Below are 20,687 nucleotides of genomic sequence, written 5' to 3'. Positions count from 1 at the left end.
ACCGGAGCCGTGGGAGTTCCTCCACCTGCTGTCATCGCACCGAGACTAGGGTCCCGCCGCCTCCGGCACCGGCAGTACGGGAGGCGATCCCTGAGGCAGTTTCCCCGAGCGCCGTGCCGCCTTCCGGGGAGAGGGCGGTATGCGCGCTGCCTACGAGTCGCCGCCCGAACTGCCGTTCAGCGTGCGCGGGGCCTCGTACCGTACTCGGGTGATTCGGCGACGCGGAGGAGCGCACCCATGGTGAGGGCACAGCAGCACGCCGTCCGGCTCCGCCTGACGGATCCCGCGCGGGCGGAACTCGTCATGCAGCGTTTCGCGGGCGTCGGCGACGTGCCGTACCTCCGCGTCGTGGACGTGCCACCGGTGACGGGAAAACACGGCGCCCCGGACGTGTGGTGCGGGGAAGCGGCGAGAGCGGGGGACGGTGTGCAGGCGCTCCTGCTCCGACGCCCGGACGGACCGGCCGACCTGGTCGTCGTGGCCCCCCGCGCCCTGCTGGACACGGCCGGACTGCGGCGTCTGGTCTCCGAGCTGGCCGACGGGAACCAGGAGGCGGTGACCGCGGAGTTCAAGCGCATCGCCGACGCTTCCGTGAGCACGCCGGCCACCGAGAACGGCACCCCTCCCGGCTGGGGGTTCGGTGAGGGCGACGGCGACCGGTCCGCCACGGCCTGGGCGGTCCTGCCGCCCGACGCGCCGGCCGACGACAGAAGGCTGCGCACCGCGCTGGCCGTGACGCTGCGACGCTACGCCGACGACGACACCGATGAGATCGTCCTCGGATCCGACGAGGGCGCCGTGGCCGTGCGGGTGAACGGCACCCTCGACGAGGTGTACCGGCAGCCGCATGCGTTCGTGGCCGCCCCGGTGGTGGCCGGCACGCTGCCGAGCGGCGCCGGGGAACCGCTGCGCGAGGGCGAGGCCTACCTCCCCTCACTGGCGCCGGTGTTCCCCCTGACGTTCTCCCTCGTCCGCCGGGCGGACCGCAGGCTGTGGCTGCGCTGCGACCACCTGCTGAGCCATGCCGGTTCCACGACCGGTGAGCAACTGGCCCGGCACGTCGCCCACGTGTACGGGCAGTCGTCGACGGCACCGCGGACTCCCGCCGCCGACGCCGAGCTCTTCGACGACGGGGAACGCGACCGCATCGTGCGCCTGGGCAGGTCGCTGCCCGCGTCGCCCGCCTCGGCGGAAACCGTGCACGAGGCGTTCGCCCGGGTGGTCGCCTCCGCTCCCGGCGCCGTCGCGGTGTCCGACGACGACGTGCGGCTCACCTACGCCCAACTCGACGACTTGGCGGACATGTTCGCGGCCGGTCTCCGAGCGCGGGGGATTCGCCCCGGCGACCGCGTCGGAGTCTGCCTGGACCGGTCGGCGGAACTGGTCGCCGTGCTGCTCGGCGTGCTCAAGGCCGGCGCCGCCTACGTCCCGGCCGACCCCGCGTACCCGGCCGAACGGGTCTCCCACATGATGGCGACCTCGGCGGCACACCTGCTGGTCACCCGGCGCCTCGATCTCGCGCAGGACGGCCACCGTCCGGCCACCCCCGACCAGTTGCTCGAGGACGACCACGCGCCGGACGCGCCCGGCGGGCAGCGCGGCGCGGGGGACGCCGACACCGCCTACGTGATCTTCACGTCCGGTTCCACCGGGCGGCCCAAGGGCGTCGCCGTACCCCACGACAACGTGCTGAGTCTCGTGCGGGCGACCCGCGCCGACTTCGGGCTGGGAGCGGCGGACGTGTGGACGTTCTTCCACTCGAGCGCCTTCGACTTCTCGGTGTGGGAGATCTGGGGCTGCCTGCTGACCGGCGGCCGCCTCGTGGTCGTGCCCCACCTCACCTCACGCGAACCCGACCGGTTCCGCGACCTCATGGTCGCCCACGGGGTCACGGTGCTCAGCCAGACGCCCTCGGCCCTCGCCAACCTCCTGTCCGTCGACCACACGGGCCTCGTGGTGCGGCTGCTGATCCTGGGCGGTGAACCGCTGGACGCCAGGATGCTGCTGCCCTGGTTCGACGCGTACCCCGACGACCGGTGCCGGGTGGTGAACATGTTCGGCATCACCGAGACCACCGTGCACGTCACCGCACAGACCGTGACACGTGAGCTGGCGCTCGGCGCGACGCGTTCGGTGGGCGCACCGCTGCCCGGATGGCACCTCTACGTGCTGGATCCCGAGGGACGGCTGCTGCCGCCCGGGGTCGCGGGCGAGATCTGCGTCGGCGGTGCCGGCGTCGCCCACGGCTACGTCGGCCAACCGGACCTGACCGCCGAACGGTTCCTGCCCGACCCGTACCACGGTGGCCGCATGTACCGCAGCGGCGACCGGGGACGGCTGCGGCCGGACGGGGCACTGGAACACCTGGGACGCCTGGACGACCAGGTGAAGATACGGGGGTTCCGGATCGAACTGGACGAGATCCGCACGGTGTTGCTGGAGGACGGAGCCGTCCGGGCCGCAGCGGTTGTCGTGGGCTCCACCGACGGGGGCGGTTCATCCGGCCTGCGCCTCGACGCCTACGTGGTGCTGGACGGCGGGGACGTGCGGTCTGTCCGCGAACACGCCGCCGCCCTCCTGCCCGACTACATGGTCCCGGCCACGATGACGCAGGTGGATGCCCTGCCGCTGACCACGAGCGGCAAGGTGGATGTGGCCCGGCTGCCCGCCCCCGGGATCACCAAGGGCGCCGCCGAGGACGCCACGCCGACGGCGGACGACGAACTGGCGGCCTGGATGCAGGAGTTGTGGTCACGACTCCTGGGCTTCCCGGTCGGTCTCGACGACGACTTCTTCGAGGCCGGAGGCAACTCCACGGTCGCGGTGAAGAGCTCCGCGGCGATGCGGGCCGAAGGGCTGCCCACCCTCCGCCTGCGCGAGTTCTACCGCCACCCCACCATCCGCCAGGTGGTGGCGGCCCTCAAGGCGGCGGACCGCTGACAGACCCGGAACGGCCGCGCACGGCCCCGGCGATCCCGCCGACGGCGGGCTCCGCTCACGACGTCAGCGGCTGGACGTCACGGAGCCCGGCCCACGCGACGGGCACACCGCAGGCCGGGGAGGAGGCACCGAACTCGGAGTGCACGAGGTGGCGCACCAGGTTGAGCACCACGAACCGCTGCCCGTTCCCGTGCGCGGATGCCACGCGGCGTACCAGACCGCGTGCGCGCAACGCGTGCACGGCGCTCTCCGTGTCCGTGACGGACCCGGCGAGCAGCGTGACGGCGTCGCTCACCGTCCAGGGCCGCGCGTCGACCAGCCTGCGCAGGGCGTCGAGCTGCGACGGCGGGAGCGACGTGAGGGCGTCACGCATCCAGACGACGAGCGGGGCATCGGTCCGGGACGGAGGCATCACCAGCCGTGCCGGGGACGCCTGTGCCATGCGCAGAAGTTCCGTGGGCTCGTAGATGAGCAGCCAGGAGGCAGCCGACTCGAGCGCCGACGGGATTCCGTCGAGGAGCCAGCACACGCCGGCGATCGCGGCCACCGTCTCCGGGGACGACACCTCCGCCGGGTAGAGCAGGGCGCAGCGCGACAGCATGTACCGCGTCACGGGGGAGTCCAGGGCGGCCGCATCGCAGGCGCGGGGGTCCCATTCCGGGACGTCGAGGGGGAAGAGCGTGAAGGTGATCTCCCCGACGCGTACCGGGGCGGCGTCGCAGGACTCCATCAGCACCCGTAGCGTGCGGCAGAGCCGCAGCAGCCCCCGCAGGTCCTGGTGATCCCGCTCGTCGAGGTCACGGTCGTCGACGACGAGAAGGACCTCGTCCGCGGCGAGACTGCCGGCCACCTCGTCCACCGTGGGGGCGCAGCCGACCACGTCCGCGACGCGGCTCAGCAGCCGGCGCGCGGAACCGTGCGGGCCGGTGCCGGGCAGTGCCTCAGGACGCTCCAGGAAGAGCACCGGAACGAGCCGGTTCCGGTGCAGTTCGCTCGCGACGTTCTGGACGAGCGTCGTTTTGCCCACCCCGGGCGCGCCCACCACCCGGACCAGCCGGTGACCGGTGGACCGCAGCAGTGCGATGAGCGAGGACGTCTCCTCCTCCCGGGCAAGGGGCGGGGACAGGGGGGCCGGTGGTGCCGGCAGGTCGTCGTGGAGCGACCGCACCACCGTCGGCCCGGCGACGGCTTCCAGTTCCGCCCGCCGTGCCCCGTTCAACCGCAGGGCATCGGCCAGTAATCGGACGGTCTGCAATCGCGGGCTGCCGGTACGGTCGAGTTCGAGGTCCCGAATGGCCCGGATGCTCACCGTCGAGATCTCGGCGAGCTGCCCTTGTGTCATACCCGCGCGCTTTCGCGCGCTGCGCAGCACGGAACCGAACTGCGTCTTCGATATGCGGTCGACGCTCAATGCCCCCCGCTCTCTGTCCTATTGGGCACGGCTCATCCGCCCTACCGTACGCAGGCCCGACTTCCGGTGTCAGCGGGAGCACGCCCGCATCGGACCGGCAGCCGTTCAAGTGAGGCGCTGCCTCAGTTGAACACGCGGGGCGCCGACCTGGACCGTCTTCGCGGGGAACTGCCACCATGGGGCGCGCCGTGGCCAGGCAGCAGGCCACCGGGCGAGTGGCCGCGCCCGTGAATGTCCGTGTCCTGATTCGCTCCGCCGACGGTCGGAAGGGACGAGCACGTCGAACTCCGCGGAATTCCGAGCCCATGGCGGGAATTCCGAGCGCAGTATCCGGGGTGCCGAACAGCATCCCCTCGCAGCTTTGTCATTGAGGACTGGACGGTAATTCAGCATGCCTCGACGGCGGCTGCTCCTCGCTGCTCCAGTCGATGATTCGGATCGGTTGGGGTGTGCAGGGATGGCAGCAACTGTAGGTGAACACCGGGAACTCACGGCCGGTCAGCTCGCTGTCTGGTACGCACAGCAACTCGACCCCGGGAACCCGGTCTACAACGTCGGCGAGTACGTGGAGATACGCGGCCCCCTCGACGTGGACCTGCTCACCCAAGCCCTGCGCCGCACGATGGACGACGCCGAGACGGCGCGGCTGCGCTTCCGGCTGGTGGACGGCGTTCCGCGGCAGCACCTCGGCGACGCGGACGACCACCCCGTCGAGATCCTGGACCTCACCGCGGAGCCCGATCCCCGCGCGGCCGCAGAGGCCTGGATGCTGGGCCGGATGCGCCGGCCGATGGACGTCCTCGGCGGGCCCCTCACCCGCTACGCCGTGATCAAGGTCGGCCCGGACCGCCACTATTGGCTGCACTGCGCTCACCACCTCGTGATGGACGGACACAGCGGCCGGCTGTTCGCCGACCGGCTGGCGCACAACTACACGGCCCTGGTGGAAGGCCGCGATCCGCAGCAGGACCGGATCATCGAGCCGATCGAGGTCCTTCTGGACCAGGACCTCGCCTACCGTTCCTCCCCGGCCCTGGCGGAGGACCGGGCGTACTGGACGGGTGCGCTGTCGGACCTCCCGCACGCGAAACGGTCCGACGGGCACCGGCCCCGGCAGCTCCCCCGGACACCGGTCCGGTACCGGGGCGGGATCGACGCCGCGGACAGCGCAGACCTCAAGCTGGGTGCGCGGCGGCTGCGGACCTCCCTGGCCGGTCTGACGATCGCCGCCGCGGCCCTCTACCACCACCGCATGACGGACGCGCGGGACATCGTCGTCGGGGTCCCCGTCCTCGGGCGTTCCGGACGCCGCGCGCTCGCGGTCCCCGGCATGACGTCGAACATCCTCCCCATCCGTCTCTCCGTCGCCGAGTCGACCACGGTGGGGAGCCTCCTGCGGCAGATCACGTCACAGGTGCGGGCCGCGACCCGGCACCAGCGCTACCGCTACGAGGACATGCTGCGCGACCTGAAGCTCCTCGGCGGCGTTCCGCTCTGCGACCTGGTCGTCAACGTCATGGCGTTCGACTACCGGCTCGGCTTCGGCGACTGCACGGCGACCACCCGCAACCTCGCCAACGGCCCCATCGACACGCTGAGCTTCGACGTCTACGACCGGCTGGACGGCGCCGGGCTCCAGCTGGACGTCGACGTGCACCGCGGCACACGTGACCTGGAGCCGGAGGAGCAGATCTGCCCCCGCTTCGGCCGGATCCTGCGCGGCCTCGTCGCGGCCGAGCACACCGACCCCCTCGGCCGGATCGACGTCCTTTCGGAGCGGGAGCGGGCGCGCGTACTCGTCGAGTGGAACGACACGGACTCCGAGGCGGTGACGGAGCCGTCGCCGGTGCGGCTGTGGGAGGCGCTGGCCGCCCGTACACCGGACGCGATCGTCGACGGCACCGGCATGTCCTGCGCCGAGCTGGACGGGCGGGCCGACCGGCTGGCGCACCATCTGGCCGAGCAGCAGGTGGGCCCGGAGTCCGTGGTCGGCCTGTGCACGTCGCGCGCCACGGACACGATCGTGGCGACCCTGGCGGTGTGGAAGGCCGGCGGCGCCACGCTGCCTGTCGACCCGGCCCTGCCAGCCGAGAGGATCGACCGACTGCTCGCCGAGGCGGGGGCCGATCTCGTCCTCACCGGCCGCGACGACCCCGACCACGGGCTCCCGGCTCTGCCGTGGAGCCGGGTGCGAGCGATCGCCCTGGACGATCCGTCGCTGACAGAACCGCTGGCCGGGCCGCGCACCGGCCCGTTGGACCTGCTTGTCCCGAGCCGGACCCTCGCGCAGGTGGTCCCCACGACGGACGCGACGGGGCAGCCGACGTGCGTGGGAATCACCCACGGCGCACTGGCCAACCATGTCGGGTGGGCGGCGGACGCAGCAGCGGGCCTGCACCCGCAGACGGCGGCACCGGTCGACCGGACCGTGCTGAGCGCGCTGCTGCCGCAGGCGAGGACCGCGTCCGAAGCACCCGACGGCGTCGACGCCCCGGCTCCGTGGCGGACCGGCGGCACCGGTGCCGAAGCACTGGTGGCCTGCTGTGTCCACGAGACCGGCACCGTCGCGCGCGACGGCTCGGTCCGGCTCGGGCGGCCGATCGCCAACAACCGCGTCTACGTGCTCGACGCCGGGCTCCGCCCCGTCGCGCCCGGCGTGCCGGGTGAGCTGTACCTGGCCGGTGCCGGGGTGGCGCGCGGGCTGCTGGGCCGGGCCGGGGCGACGGCGGAGCGGTTCGTCGCGGACCCGTTCGCGGCGGATGGCTCACGCATGTACCGGGCGGGCATGCGGGCGCGCTGGACCACCGACGGCGAACTGGAGCTTCCGGGCGGCGCGGCCGAGGCGGAACAGCACGGACAGAAGCCGCCGGCACCGGAGCAGCTCGCACAGAACCCGCCCACACCGCAGCGGCCCACGGACGCGGACACGGGACGAAGCGCTGCCGACGCTCGTGAAGAGGCCCTGTGCGCGCTGTTCGCCGAGGTCCTGGAACTGGAGAGCGTCGACGTCGACGACGACTTCTTCGACCTGGGCGGCCATTCACTGCTCGCGACACAGCTCGTGAGCCGCATCCGCAGCATGCTGAACGTCGAACTGCCGATGCGGGCCGTGTTCGAGACGCCGACCGTCGTGGGACTCGCCGGCAGACTCGCGGGCGCGGACCAGGCCCGCGTGGTGCTCGCCCGACGGCAACGCCCTGAACGGGTGCCGCTGTCGTTCGCGCAGCGTCGGCTGTGGTTCCTGAGCCGGCTGGAGGGCCCCAGCGCCACCTACAACACCCCGATCGTGCTGAAGCTGTCCGGCCGGCTGGACTCCGGGGCCCTGAAGGCCGCCATGCGTGACGTGCTGGGCCGCCACGAGGCGCTCCGCACGATCCTGCCGTCCGAGGACGGAGAGCCGTACCAGGCGGTCCTCGGCACGGAGGACCTCGACTGGGAGCTGACGGAGGTCACCGTCCGGGATTCCGGCCGGGCCTACGAGCAGCTCTCGCGGATGACCGACCTGCCCGAACCGGCCGCGTCCGCCGACGGGACGCTCTCGGAGCTGGCGAGCGCCGTCGTGGGCGCCGCCGGTCACGTCTTCGACCTGTCGGCCGAAGTACCAGTGCGGGCCTGGCTGTTCCGCACCGAGCGCACGGACGAGCACGTCCTGGTGGTGCTGGTGCACCACATCGCCGGTGACGGCTGGTCCATGGGACCGCTCGCCCGGGACATCTCCACGGCCTACACGGCGCGCTGCGAGGGGCAGACACCTACGTGGGACGAGCTGCCGGTGCAGTACGCCGACTACGCCCTGTGGCAAAGGGAGTTGCTGGGCGCGGACGACGACCCGAGGAGCGTGCTGTCGCGCCAGGTGGCGTACTGGCGCGACGCGCTCGCGGGCGCGCCGGAGGAACTGCGCCTGCCGACGGACCGGCCACGCCTGCCGGTGGCGAGTCACCGCGGACGCACGGCCGCCTTCGGCGTGTCCGCCGAAGTGCACGCGAGGCTGCTGGACCTGGCCCGCGCCGAGGGCGTGACACCGTTCATGGTGCTGCACGGCGCTCTGGCGGTGCTGCTGTCCCGCCTGGGGGCCGGCGTCGACATCCCCATCGGGTCGGCGGTGGCCGGGCGCACGGACGAGGCGCTGGACGACCTGGTCGGCTGCTTCGTCAACACCCTTGTGGTGCGCACCGACCTGTCCGGCGACCCGGCATTCACCGAGGTGCTGCGCCGCGTGCGAGAAGCGGGCCTGGGGGCCTTCGAGCATCAGGACGTGCCGTTCGAGCGGCTGGTGGAGGAGCTGGCGCCGCAGCGCTCCCGCGCCCGCCACCCCCTCTTCCAGGTCGTCCTCACCATGAACGACATCGCCGACGGGCTGATGGAACTCCCGGGGCTGCGCGCGGAGATGATGTCGACCGCCCGGCCCGCGGCCAAGTTCGACCTGGACGTCATGGCGGGTGAGGCGTTCGACGAGACAGGGGCACCGGCAGGCATCCGGGGCTCACTGACCGCGGCGGTGGACCTGTTCGACGAGGGAGCCGCCCAGCGGATCGCGGACCGGTTCGTCCGGGCGCTTGAAGAACTGGTCACGGCCCCCGCGACGCGACTGAGCCAGGTCGGGGTGCTCGCACCCGCCGAACGCGCACAGGTCCTGACCGGGTGGAACGACACGGCGGCCGAGCCGGCGGGCGAGCTGGTGCCCGAACTGTTCGCGGCGCAGGCGGCACGGACGGCCGATGCCACGGCCGTCGTCTCGTCCGGTGGTTCGGTGTCGTTCGCGGAACTGGACGGACGGGCGAACCGGCTGGCGCACTACCTGCGGGCCCAGGGCGTGGGCACGGACTCGGTGGTGGGCCTGTGCCTGCCGCGGGGCGTGGAGACCGTCACCGGAATGCTGGCGGTGTGGAAGGCGGGCGCGGCCTACCTGCCGATCGACCCCGGCCAGCCCGCGGAACGCATCGCGTTCATGCTCGGCGACAGCCGTGCCGTGCTGACGCTGACCACCGAGGAGATCCTGGAGGAACTCCCCGCGGGACGGCACCGCCTGGTCGCGGTGGACGGCATCATGGTCGCGGCCCAGCTCACCGCCGCGCCTCCCACGGCACCCGACGTAGACCTGTGGGCGCAACAGGTGGCCTACGTGATGTACACGTCGGGGTCGACCGGGCGCCCCAAGGGAGTGGCCGTCACCCACGGCGCGCTGGCCAACTACGTGACCTCGGTGCCGGCCCGGGTGGGCTTCGGCACGCCGGGCGGCCGCTACGCGGTACTCCAGGCACAGGCCACGGACCTGGGCAACACCGTGGTGTTCGCGTCCCTGACCACGGGTGGTGAACTCCACGTCCTGGACGCGGAGACGGTCACCGACCCGATCGCCGTCGCGGCGTACCTGACGGAACACCGGATCGACTTCCTGAAGGCGGTCCCCTCACACGTGGCCGCTCTCGGCCCCGACGGTGCACTGCCCGCCCGAGCACTGGTCCTCGGCGGTGAAGCCGCTTCGCCCGCGCTCGTGGGTGAGCTCCTGGCCATGGCCGGCGACCGGGCCGTCTTCAACCACTACGGGCCCACGGAGACGACGATCGGCGTCGCCACCACCCGCCTCACCCCGGACCGGGCTGCCTCCGGAGTGATACCGGTGGGCACCCCGACGGCGAACACCCGGCTGTACGTGCTGGACGCCACCCTGGAACCGGTCCCGCAGGGCGTGGTGGGGGAGCTGTACGTCGCGGGCGCGCAGCTGGCGCGCGGCTACACGGGACAGCCGGGGCTGACCGCCGAACGCTTCGTGGCATGCCCCTTCGCGAACGGCGAGCGGATGTACCGCACGGGGGACCGCGCCCGCTGGACTCCGGACGGCCAGGTCGTCTTCGCCGGCCGTGTCGACGAACAGACCAAGATCCGCGGCTTCCGCGTCGAGCCCGGAGAGGTCCGGGCGGTACTGGATGCCCACCCGCAGACCACCCGAGCGGCCGTCGTCGCCCGGGAGGACATCCCCGGAGAGGTGCGCCTGGTCGCGTACGTCGTCACCGATGACGAGGACGCCGACCCCACGACCCTCGCCGCCTCGTTGCGCGCCTACGCCGGTGAACGGCTTCCGGAGCACATGGTGCCGTCGGTGGTGGTGGTCCTGGAGACGCTGCCGCTGACCGGCAACGGCAAGCTCGACCGCTCGGCCCTGCCGACCCCCGACTACGCCGCGGCGGCCGCTCGATCGCGCCGCGGACCGGCAGATCTCCGGGAGGAGATCCTGTGCGGCGCGTTCGCCGAGGTCCTGGGCCTGGAGAGCGTCGGCGTCGACGACGACTTCTTCGAACTGGGCGGGCATTCGCTGCTGGCCACACGACTCGTCAGCCGGATCCGCACCGTACTCGGCGTGGAGATGGAGATCAGGACGCTCTTCGACGCCCCGACCCCGGCCGGTGTGGCCGCCGGACTGGCCGGAGCGGGCACGGCCCGCGCGGCCTTGGCCGAGCGGCGGAGGCCGGAGCGGCTGCCCCTGTCGTACGGGCAGCGCCGGCTGTGGTTCATCGGCCAGCTGGAAGGCCCCAGCCAGACCTACAACAGCCCGGTCGTCGTACGCCTCACGGGGGATCTGGACCGGCAGGCCCTCGCCCAGGCGCTGACGGACGTCATCGAGCGGCACGAGGTGCTGCGGACGGTGTTCCCCGTTGCCGACGGGGAGCCCTACCAGCGGATCGTCCCCGTCGACGAGCTCGACTGGGACCTCACCGTGGTCGATGTGCGGCAAGGGCGGCAGCCACACCAGGACGGCCGCCTGCTCGACCTCGGCGACCTGTCACTGACCGAGCCGGTGATCGACCTGCCGACGATCGAACCCTCTGCCGACCTGCCGCCCGGTGAGATCGCCCCGGGCGACCTCACGGCAGCGATGGCCCGAGCCGCTGGCTACGCTTTCGACCTGTCCGTCGAGACGCCCGTCCGCGCCTGGTTGTTCGGGGTGGACCGCGACGAGCACGTGCTGGTGCTCGTGGTGCACCACATCGCCGGTGACGGCTGGTCGATGGGTCCGCTCGCGCGGGATGTGTCGGTGGCGTACGCGGCGCGGTGTGAGGGTCGGGCGCCCGGGTGGGGTGCGTTGCCGGTGCAGTACGCGGACTATGCGTTGTGGCAGCGGGAGTTGCTGGGGTCCGAGGAGGACGCGGACAGTTTGATGTCGCGTCAGGTGGGTTTTTGGCGTGAGGCGTTGGCGGGGGTTCCGGAGGAGTTGGGGCTTCCGTTCGATCGTCCGCGTCCTGCGGTGGCGTCGCATCGTGGGCATACGGCGGTGTTCGAGATGCCGGCTGGGGTGCATGTGCGGTTGCGTGAGGTGGCCCGTGAGCGTGGTGTGACGGTGTTCATGGTGTTGCAGGCGGCGTTGGCGGTGACGTTGTCGCGGTTGGGTGCGGGGACGGACATCCCGATCGGTTCGGCGGTCGCGGGCCGTACGGATGAGGCGTTGGACGAGTTGGTGGGCTGCTTCGTCAACACGCTGGTGATCCGTACGGATCTGTCGGGTGATCCGACGTTCGCTCAGGTGCTGGAGCGGGTCCGGGAGACGAGTCTGGCGGGGTTCGGGCATCAGGATGTGCCGTTCGAGCGGTTGGTGGAGGAACTGGCACCGGCCCGGTCCCTGGCCCGGCATCCCCTCTTCCAGGTCGTCCTCACCAAGCTGAACGCCACGTCCGGCAAGGAAACGGGTGAAGCGACACTGACCCTGCCCGGCATCCGGTCCACGCAGCTCTTCCTGGGCAAGCCCTCCGCGAAGTTCGACCTCGACGTGATGGTCGAGGAGGAGTTCGACGCAGAGGGCGACCCCGCCGGGGTGCGAGGCGCTGTCACCGTCGCCGCGGACCTCTTCGACGCGACCACGGCCGGGCGGCTGGCGGAGCGGTTCATCCACGTCCTGTCCGAGCTGACCGAGGACACACAGGCCCGAGTGGGCGCGGTGGATGTCGTCTTGCCGGCTGAGCGTCGGCGGGTGGTGGTGGAGTGGAACGACACGGTGGTGGATTTGCCGTGGATGTCGGTGTTGGGGTTGTTCGAGGGGCAGGTGGTGCGGTCGCCGGGTGGGGTGGCGGTGGTGCAGGGGGATGTGTCGGTGTCGTTCGCGGAACTGGACGGACGGGCGAGCCGGCTGGCGCATTTTCTGCGGGCGCAGGGTGTGGGTGCGGAGTCGGTGGTGGGTTTGTGTCTGCCGCGGGGGGTGGAGACGCTGGTCGGGATGTTGGGGGTGTGGAAGGTGGGGGCGGCGTATGTGCCGGTGGATGTGGGTCAGCCGGCGGAGCGGGTGGCGTTCGTCCTGGGTGACAGTGGTGCGGTGCTGACGTTGACGACGGAGGAGATCCTGGAGGATCTTCCGGCGGGACGTCATCGTGTGGTCGCCGTCGATGACACGCTCACGGCGATGCAGTTGGCCGTGTTCCCGGAGACTGCACCGGGGGTGGAGATTCTGCCGGGGCAGGTGGCGTATGTGGTCTATACGTCGGGTTCGACGGGGCGCGCGAAGGGCGTCGCGGTCACCCACGCAGGGTTGGCGAATTACGTCACCTCGGTGCCTGAGCGGGTGGGCTTTGGTGGTGGGGGCCGGTATGCGGTGGTGCAGGGTCAGGCGACCGACCTGGCGAACACGACGGTCTTCGCGAGCTTGACCGGCGGGGGTGAACTGCACTTCATCGATGAGGAGTCGGTGACCGATCCGGCGGCGGTGGCGGCCTACCTCACGGAGCAGGGGATCGATTGTCTGAAGGCGGTGCCGTCGCATGTGGCGGCGTTGGGTGCGGCGTCGGTGGCCTCGGTGCGGTCTGTGGTTCTGGGTGGTGAGGCGGCTTCCGCCGAGCTGGTGGGTGAGCTGCTGGCATCGGCCGGTGATCGGGCGGTGTTCAACCATTACGGGCCGACGGAGACCACGGTCGGTGTGGCTACCACGCGGCTGACTGTGCGGGATGTGGCGTCCGGGGTGATCCCGGTGGGTTCTCCGGTGGCCAACACGCAGACCTACGTCCTGGACGAGTGGCTCCGCCCCGTTCCGGTGGGTGTGGTCGGTGAGTTGTATGTGGCCGGTGCGCAGGTGGCGCGCGGGTATGTCGGCCGGTCCGGGCTGACGGCGGAGCGGTTCGTTGCGTGTCCCTTCGGTACATCCGGTGAGCGGATGTATCGCACGGGGGACCGGGTGCGTTGGACGGTCGATGGGCGGCTGGTGTTCGCGGGTCGTGCGGATGAGCAGGTGAAGATCCGCGGCTTCCGGGTCGAGCCCGGCGAGGTGCAGGCCGTCGTAGCCGCGCACCCGCTGGTCGCCCACGCCGCAGTCGTCGCCCGCGAGGACACCCCGGGCGATGTCCGACTCGTCGCCTACGTCGTCACCGGCGAGACGGACGATACGGACACTGCTGAACTCAGCGCGACGGTGAAGGAGTTCGTCGCCGCGCGTCTGCCGGACCACATGGTTCCCGCGGCCGTGGTGGTCCTCGATGCCCTGCCGCTGACCGGTAACGGGAAGCTGGACCGCAAGGCCCTGCCCAGCCCCGAATACGCGGCGGCGACGACCGATTCGGACCGGGCTCCGGTCTCCTTGCAGGAGGAGATCCTGTGCCAGGCCTTCGCCCAGGTCCTGGGCCTGCCCGCGGTCGGCGTGAATGACGACTTCTTCGCGCTGGGCGGGCACTCACTGCTGGCGACCAGACTGGTGAGCCGGTTGCGGACCCTGCTCGGCGTGGAAGTGGGGATCCGCGAACTCTTCGAGGCACCCACAGTGGCAGGGTTGGCCGCCCGGCTGGCAGAAGCGGACGAGGCGCGCGCAGCCCTGGTACCGATGGGCCGCCCGGAACGGGTGCCTCTGTCGTACGGGCAGCGCCGGCTCTGGTTCATCGGCCAGTTGGAGGGGCCGAGCCAGACGTACAACAGCCCGGTGGCGCTGCGGCTCACCGGGCGGCTCGACACACGGGCTCTGGCCGACGCGCTGCGGGACGTCATATCGCGCCATGAATCCCTGCGCACGGTCTTCCGAGTCGTGGACGGCGAGCCGTACCAGAATGTTCTCGGAGTGGACGAGGTCGAGTGGGAGCTGCCTGCCGTCCGGCTCGACTCCTCCGAGCTGTCGGCCACACTCGCGCGGATCTCTTCGTACGCCTTCGACCTCGCGGCCGAGGCTCCGTTGAAGGCGTGGTTGTTCGAGACCGGTACCGAGGAGCACGTACTCGCCTTGGTGGTGCACCACATCGCGGGCGACGGTTGGTCGACCCGCCCCCTGGCGCGGGATGTGTCGGTGGCGTACGCGGCGCGGTGTGAGGGTCGGGCGCCCGGGTGGGGTGCGTTGCCGGTGCAGTACGCGGACTATGCGTTGTGGCAGCGGGAGTTGCTGGGGTCCGAGGAGGACGCGGACAGTTTGATGTCGCGTCAGGTGGGTTTTTGGCGTGAGGCGTTGGCGGGGGTTCCGGAGGAGTTGGGGCTTCCGTTCGATCGTCCGCGTCCTGCGGTGGCGTCGCATCGTGGGCATACGGCGGTGTTCGAGATGCCGGCTGGGGTGCATGTGCGGTTGCGTGAGGTGGCCCGTGAGCGTGGTGTGACGGTGTTCATGGTGTTGCAGGCGGCGTTGGCGGTGACGTTGTCGCGGCTGGGTGCGGGGACGGACATCCCGATCGGTTCGGCGATCGCGGGGCGTACGGATGAGGCGTTGGACGAGTTGGTGGGCTGTTTCGTCAACACGCTGGTGATCCGTACGGATCTGTCGGGTGATCCGACGTTCGCTCAGGTGCTGGAGCGGGTCCGGGAGACGAGTCTTGCGGGGTTCGGGCATCAGGATGTGCCGTTCGAGCGGTTGGTGGAGGAACTGGCACCGGCCCGGTCGCTGGCCCGGCATCCCCTCTTCCAGGTCGTCTTCACGATGCACAACACCGCGGAAGCGACCCTGGAACTGCCCGGCATCGACGTCGAACTCCTCCCGACCGCCCGCCCGGCGGCGAAGTTCGACCTGGACGTGATGGTCGGTGAGTCGTACGACCCCGACGGTGGCCCGATGGGCGTGCACGGTGCGTTGACGGTCGCGACCGACCTGTTCGACCCCAGGACCGCTCGAACCGTTGCCGACCGCTGGGTCCGGGTGCTGGACCAGTTGTTGACCGAGCCCGAGCTGCGGCTGTCTTCGGTGGAAGTCGTTGACGAGGCTGAGCGTCGGCGGGTGGTGGTGGAGTGGAACGACACCGGTCTGCCGGTGGCGGGGGCTACGGTCCTGGGGTTGTTCGAGGGGCAGGTGGTGCGGTCGCCGGGTGTGGTGGCGGTGGTGCAGGGGGGTGTGTCGGTGTCGTTCGGGGAGTTGGAGGTGCGGGCGAATCGGCTGGCGCATTTTCTGCGGGCGCAGGGTGTGGGTGCGGAGTCGGTGGTGGGTTTGTGTCTGCCGCGGGGGGTGGAGACGCTGGTCGGGATGTTGGGGGTGTGGAAGGTGGGGGCGGCGTATGTGCCGGTGGATGTGGGTCAGCCGGCGGAGCGGGTGGCGTTCGTCCTGCGTGACAGTGGTGCGGTGCTGACACTCACGACGGAGGAGATCCTGGAGGATCTTCCGGCGGGACGTCATCGTCTGGTCGCCGTCGATGACACGCTCACGGCGATGCAGTTGGCCGCGTTCCCGGAGACGGCGCCGGGGGTGGAGATTCTGCCGGGGCAGGTGGCGTATGTGGTCTATACGTCGGGTTCGACGGGGCGCGCGAAGGGCGTCGCGGTCACCCACGCAGGATTGGCCAATTACGTCACCTCGGTGCCCGAGCGGGTGGGCTTCGGCATCGGAGGCCGGTATGCGGTGGTGCAGGGTCAGGCGACCGACCTGGCGAACACGACCGTCTTCGCGAGCCTGACCGGTGGGGGTGAACTGCACTTCATCGATGAGGAGTCGGTGACCGATCCGGTCGCGGTGGCGGCCTACCTCACGGAGCAGGGGATCGATTGTCTGAAGGCGGTGCCGTCGCACGTGGCGGCGTTGGGTGCGGCGTCGGTGGCCTCGGTGCGCTCTCTGGTCCTGGGTGGTGAGGCGGCCTCCGCCGAGTTGGTGGGTGAGTTGCTGGGGGCGGCTGCCGCTGAGCGCATGGTGTTCAACCATTACGGGCCGACGGAGACCACGGTCGGTGTGGCTACCACGCGGCTGACTGTGCGGGATGTGGCGTCCGGGGTGATCCCGGTGGGTTCTCCGGTGGCCAACACGCAGACCTACGTCCTGGACAGGGACCTGAAGCCAGTTCCGGTGGGTGTGGTGGGTGAGTTGTATGTGGCCGGTGCGCAGGTGGCGCGCGGGTATGTCGGCCGGTCCGGGCTGACGGCGGAGCGGTTCGTTGCGTGTCCCTTCGGTACATCCGGTGAGCGGATGTACCGCACGGGGGACCGCGCACGGTGGACGGTCGATGGGCGGCTGGTGTTCGCCGGGCGTGCGGATGAGCAGGTGAAGATCCGCGGCTTCCGCGTGGAGCCCGGCGAGGTCCAGGCCGTCGTAGCCGCGCACCCGCTGGTCACCCACGCTGCAGTCGTCGCCCGCGAGGACACCCCGGGCGATGTCCGACTCGTCGCCTACGTCGTCACCGGCGAGGCCGACGACACGGACGCTGCTGAACTCACCACAACGGTGAAGGAGTTCGTGGCCGCCCGTCTGCCGGAGTACATGGTCCCCGCAGCCGTGGTGGTCCTCGATGCCTTGCCGCTGACCGGTAACGGGAAACTGGACCGCAAGGCGCTGCCGGCTCCTGACTACGGTGCTGCGGCGACGGCGGACACGGGGCGTCCGCCGGCAACCGTGCAGGAGGAGATCCTGTGCCAGGCCTTCGCCCAGGTCCTGGGCCTGCCCGCGGTCGGTGTCGATGACGACTTCTTCTCGCTGGGTGGGCACTCGCTGCTGGCGGTGTCGCTGGTGGAGCAGCTCCGCGGCCGGGGTGTGTCCGTTTCGGTGCGCGCGCTGTTCCAGACGCCGACCCCCGCAGGACTGGCAGCTGTCGCGGCTCCGGACGCGGTCGACGTTCCGGAGAACCGGATTCCGGAGGGTGCCGAGCGCATCACCCCGGACATGCTCCCGCTCGTCGAGCTGAGCGAGGCCGAGCTGGAGCACGTCGTCGCGCAGATACCGGGCGGCGCGGCCAACATCGCCGACGTCTACCCGCTCGCCCCGCTCCAGGAGGGCATCCTCTTCCACCACCTGGTCGCTGATCAGGAGGGAGGCGATGTCTATGTGCTGCCGATCGTGCTCGAGTTGGAGTCGCGGGAGCGGCTGGACGCGTTCCTCGGGGCGTTGCAGCGGGTGGTGGACCGGCACGACATCTACCGGACCGCGATTCTGTGGCGGGAACTGCGCGAGCCTGTCCAGGTGGTGCTGCGCGAAGTGGAGCTGCCCGTCGAGGAGTTCGTGGCCGACCCCGAAGGCGGCGACACGGTAAGGCAGTTGCTGGCGCATGCCGGGGGCCGGATGGACCTGAGCAGCGCTCCGCTGATCCGTGCGCACATCGCCGCCCGGCCGGGCGTTGACCGATGGGTGTGCCTCATCCGGATCCACCAGACCGTCCGGGACCACACGAGTCAGGAAGCCCTGCTGAGAGAGTTGGGCGCCTTCTTGTCGGGCCGGGGCGACACGCTTCCCGAGGCGCTTCCGTTCCGGGACTTCGTGGCGCAGGCCCGGCTGGGCGTGACGAGGGAGGAACACGAGCGGTACTTCAGGGATCTGCTCGGGGACGTCGAGGAGACTACGGCCCCGTACGGGCTGCTGGACGTCCACGGTGACGGCACTGACGCGGACCGTTCACGGTGGTCCGTCGACGACGGACTGGCAGGTCGGGTGCGCGAGGTGGCGAGGTCGCTCGGTGTCAGCCCGGCCACGGTGTTCCACCTGGCGTGGGCCCGTGTCCTCGCGACGGTCAGCGGCCGGGAGGACGTGGTGTTCGGCACCGTGCTCTTCGGCCGGATGAACGCCGGGGCCGGAGCCGACCGCGTCCAGGGGCCCTTCATCAACACCCTGCCCGTGCGGGTACGCGTGGGATCGTCGAAGGTGAGCGACGTACTGCTCGGACTGCGGGACCAGCTGGCCGAGTTGCTGGTGCACGAGCACGCCCCGCTGGCGCTGGCGCAACGGGCCGGCGGCGTCCCGGGCGGCAGCCCGCTGTTCACCTCGATCTTCAACTACCGGCACCATCAGGCCGCCGCCCGCACAGCGGAGCGGGGCAGCGGCACCATGCCGGACGGCGTGAGCCTGCTGCTCACCCGGGAACGCACCAACTATCCGGTCGCCGTGGCGGTGGACGACCTCGGTTCGGGGTTCGCCCTCACCGTCGACGCGGTGGCTTCCGTGGACGCCGACGCCCTGTGCTCCATGCTGCACACCACCGTCGGCAACCTGGTGACCGCGCTGGAAGAAGCACCCGACACACGGTTCGTGGCCGTTGAGGCGGTGCCCGCGCACGAACTGCGGCGGGTGCTGACGGAGTGGAACGACACCGGTGGGCCGGCCGTCGCGGTGACGGCGCCGGAGCTGTTCGAGGCCCAGGTGGCCAGGACTCCCGACGCGGTCGCGGTCGTGGCCGGTGCGACCGAGGTGTCGTACGCGGAACTCGACACGCGGGCCAGCCGCCTGGCACACCTCCTGAGGGATCACGGGGTGGGGCCGGAGTCCGTGGTGGGTCTGTGCCTGCCGCGGGGCGTGGAGGCGGTGGCCGCGATCCTCGGCGTGTGGAAGGCAGGGGCGGCGTATCTTCCCCTGGATCCGGAGTACCCGGGGGAGCGGCTGGCGTTCATGCTCTCGGACAGCGGGGCCGACGTCGTCGTCGGCCGGAGCGACCTGACGCGGCGCTTCTCCGCTCCGGGGCCTCTGGTGCTGAACCTGGACGATCCCGGGGTGGAGACCGCCCTGGAGACGGCTCCGGTGACCGCTCCCCGAGTGGCCGGAACACCCGACCGGATGGCCTACGTGATCTATACGTCCGGTTCGACGGGTCGCCCCAAGGGCGTGGCCGTGTCGCACGCTGGGCTGGCGAACCTGGCGGCCGCGCAGACGGACCGGTTCGCCGTGGACGGATCGAGCCGTCTGCTGCAGTTCGCGTCGATGAGCTTCGACGCGGCGGTGTCGGACGTGGTCGTGGCGCTGTCCTGCGGTGCCCGCCTCGTCATGGCCGGGGCCGACGAGCTTCTGCCCGGGCCCGGGCTGGCGCGGGTGCTGTCCCGGCACGCGGTGACGCACGTGACCCTGCCGCCGGCGGTCCTGGCCGAGATGACGCCCGAGGACCTGGCACCGGTGACGACCCTGGTCTCGGCCGGTGAAGCGCTGGGCAGGGAGCTGGTGGGGCGCTGGGCGCCGGGGCGGCGGCTCGTCAACGCCTACGGGCCGACGGAGACAACGGTGTGCGCGACGATGTCCCGGCCGCTGGCAGTGGGCGACGACCCGGACATCGGCGGTCCGATCAGCGGTGTGCGGGCGTTCGTCCTCGACGACCGGCTCGCCCCCGTCCCGGTCGGGGTGGCGGGCGAACTGTACGTCGCGGGCTCCAACCTGGCCCGCGGGTACGTGGGGCGGCCCGACCTGACGGCCGAGCGGTTCGTGGCGTCCCCGTACACCGGGCCCGGTGAGCGGATGTACCGGACGGGTGACCGGGTGCGGTGGACGGCCGACGGCCGGCTGGTGTTCGCCGGGCGGGACGACGCGCAGGTGAAGATCCGTGGCTTCCGGGTGGAGCCGGAGGAGATCGCGTCCGTACTGACCGGACACCCCGCGCTGGCGCGGGCCGCCGTGACCGTACGCGTGGACGCCTCGGGCGAGGGGCGTCTGGTGGCCTACGTCGTGCCCGCGGGCGACCGCTCGGACGCCGACGACGGCGCGCTCGGCCGGACGGTGCGCGACCACGTCGCGCGGGCTCTGCCGCAGTACATGGTGCCGTCGGCGGTCGTGGTCCTCGACGCGCTTCCGCTGACGGTCAACGGCAAACTGGACCGCGCGGCGCTGCCGGAGCCGGATGTCGCCGCGTCGGCGGGGGCCGGCCGGGAACCGGCCACGGAACAGGAGCGGATCCTCTGTCAGGCGTTCGCACGGGTGCTGGGCCTGCCGACGGTCGGTGCGGACGACGACTTCTTCGCCCTCGGCGGTCATTCGCTGCTGGCCACACGCCTGGTCAGCCGAGTGCGTACGGTGCTGGGCGAGGAGCTGCCGATCCGTACCGTCTTCACCTCGCCCACGCCGGCCGCACTCGCGGGCTGGCTCGCCGACCAGGGTGACCGGCGGCCGAAGGCCAGGCCCGCGCTGCGGCGCATGCGCAGGCCCGACGGCGTATGAGCCGTCCCACGGCCGGCAGGTGACGGCCGGGCCCCCGCTGATGAGCGGAGGCCCGGCCAGCCCGGCGGCACA

At 71.4% G+C, this 20,687-nt stretch carries 3 protein-coding genes; 2 read left to right on the top strand and 1 reads right to left on the bottom strand.

Annotated features, from left to right (window positions below; all coding sequences use genetic code 11):
• The first annotated feature begins 237 nt into the window (after positions 1 to 237).
• Positions 238 to 2,940, top strand: a complete 2,703-nt coding sequence (locus OG714_RS07670) for a non-ribosomal peptide synthetase (RefSeq protein WP_406119496.1) — start codon at positions 238 to 240, stop codon at positions 2,938 to 2,940.
• Between the two features lie 55 nt (positions 2,941 to 2,995).
• Here OG714_RS07670 and OG714_RS07665 read toward each other — a convergent pair whose 3' ends face one another.
• Entirely contained in the window at positions 2,996 to 4,312 is a 1,317-nt protein-coding gene (locus OG714_RS07665) for a helix-turn-helix domain-containing protein (RefSeq protein WP_406131748.1), read from the bottom strand.
• A gap of 496 nt (positions 4,313 to 4,808) precedes the next feature.
• Here OG714_RS07665 and OG714_RS07660 point away from each other — a divergent pair, with 496 nt between their 5' ends.
• Complete coding sequence (locus OG714_RS07660; protein ID WP_406119494.1) at positions 4,809 to 20,615, top strand: amino acid adenylation domain-containing protein; 15,807 nt, start codon at positions 4,809 to 4,811, stop codon at positions 20,613 to 20,615.
• Positions 20,616 to 20,687 lie beyond the last annotated feature (72 nt).

This window comes from Streptomyces sp. NBC_00989, from assembly GCF_045162655.1.
Lineage (GTDB): Bacteria > Actinomycetota > Actinomycetes > Streptomycetales > Streptomycetaceae > Streptomyces.
This window is presented reverse-complemented; position numbering and strand designations above follow the sequence as displayed.

Bases quoted from the DNA above. Each gene is read 5' to 3' on its own strand.
- OG714_RS07670 (WP_406119496.1), top strand. From the start codon at position 238: ATGGTGAGGGCACAGCAGCACGCCGTCCGGCTCCGCCTGACGGATCCC.
- OG714_RS07660 (WP_406119494.1), top strand. From the start codon at position 4,809: ATGGCAGCAACTGTAGGTGAACACCGGGAACTCACGGCCGGTCAGCTC.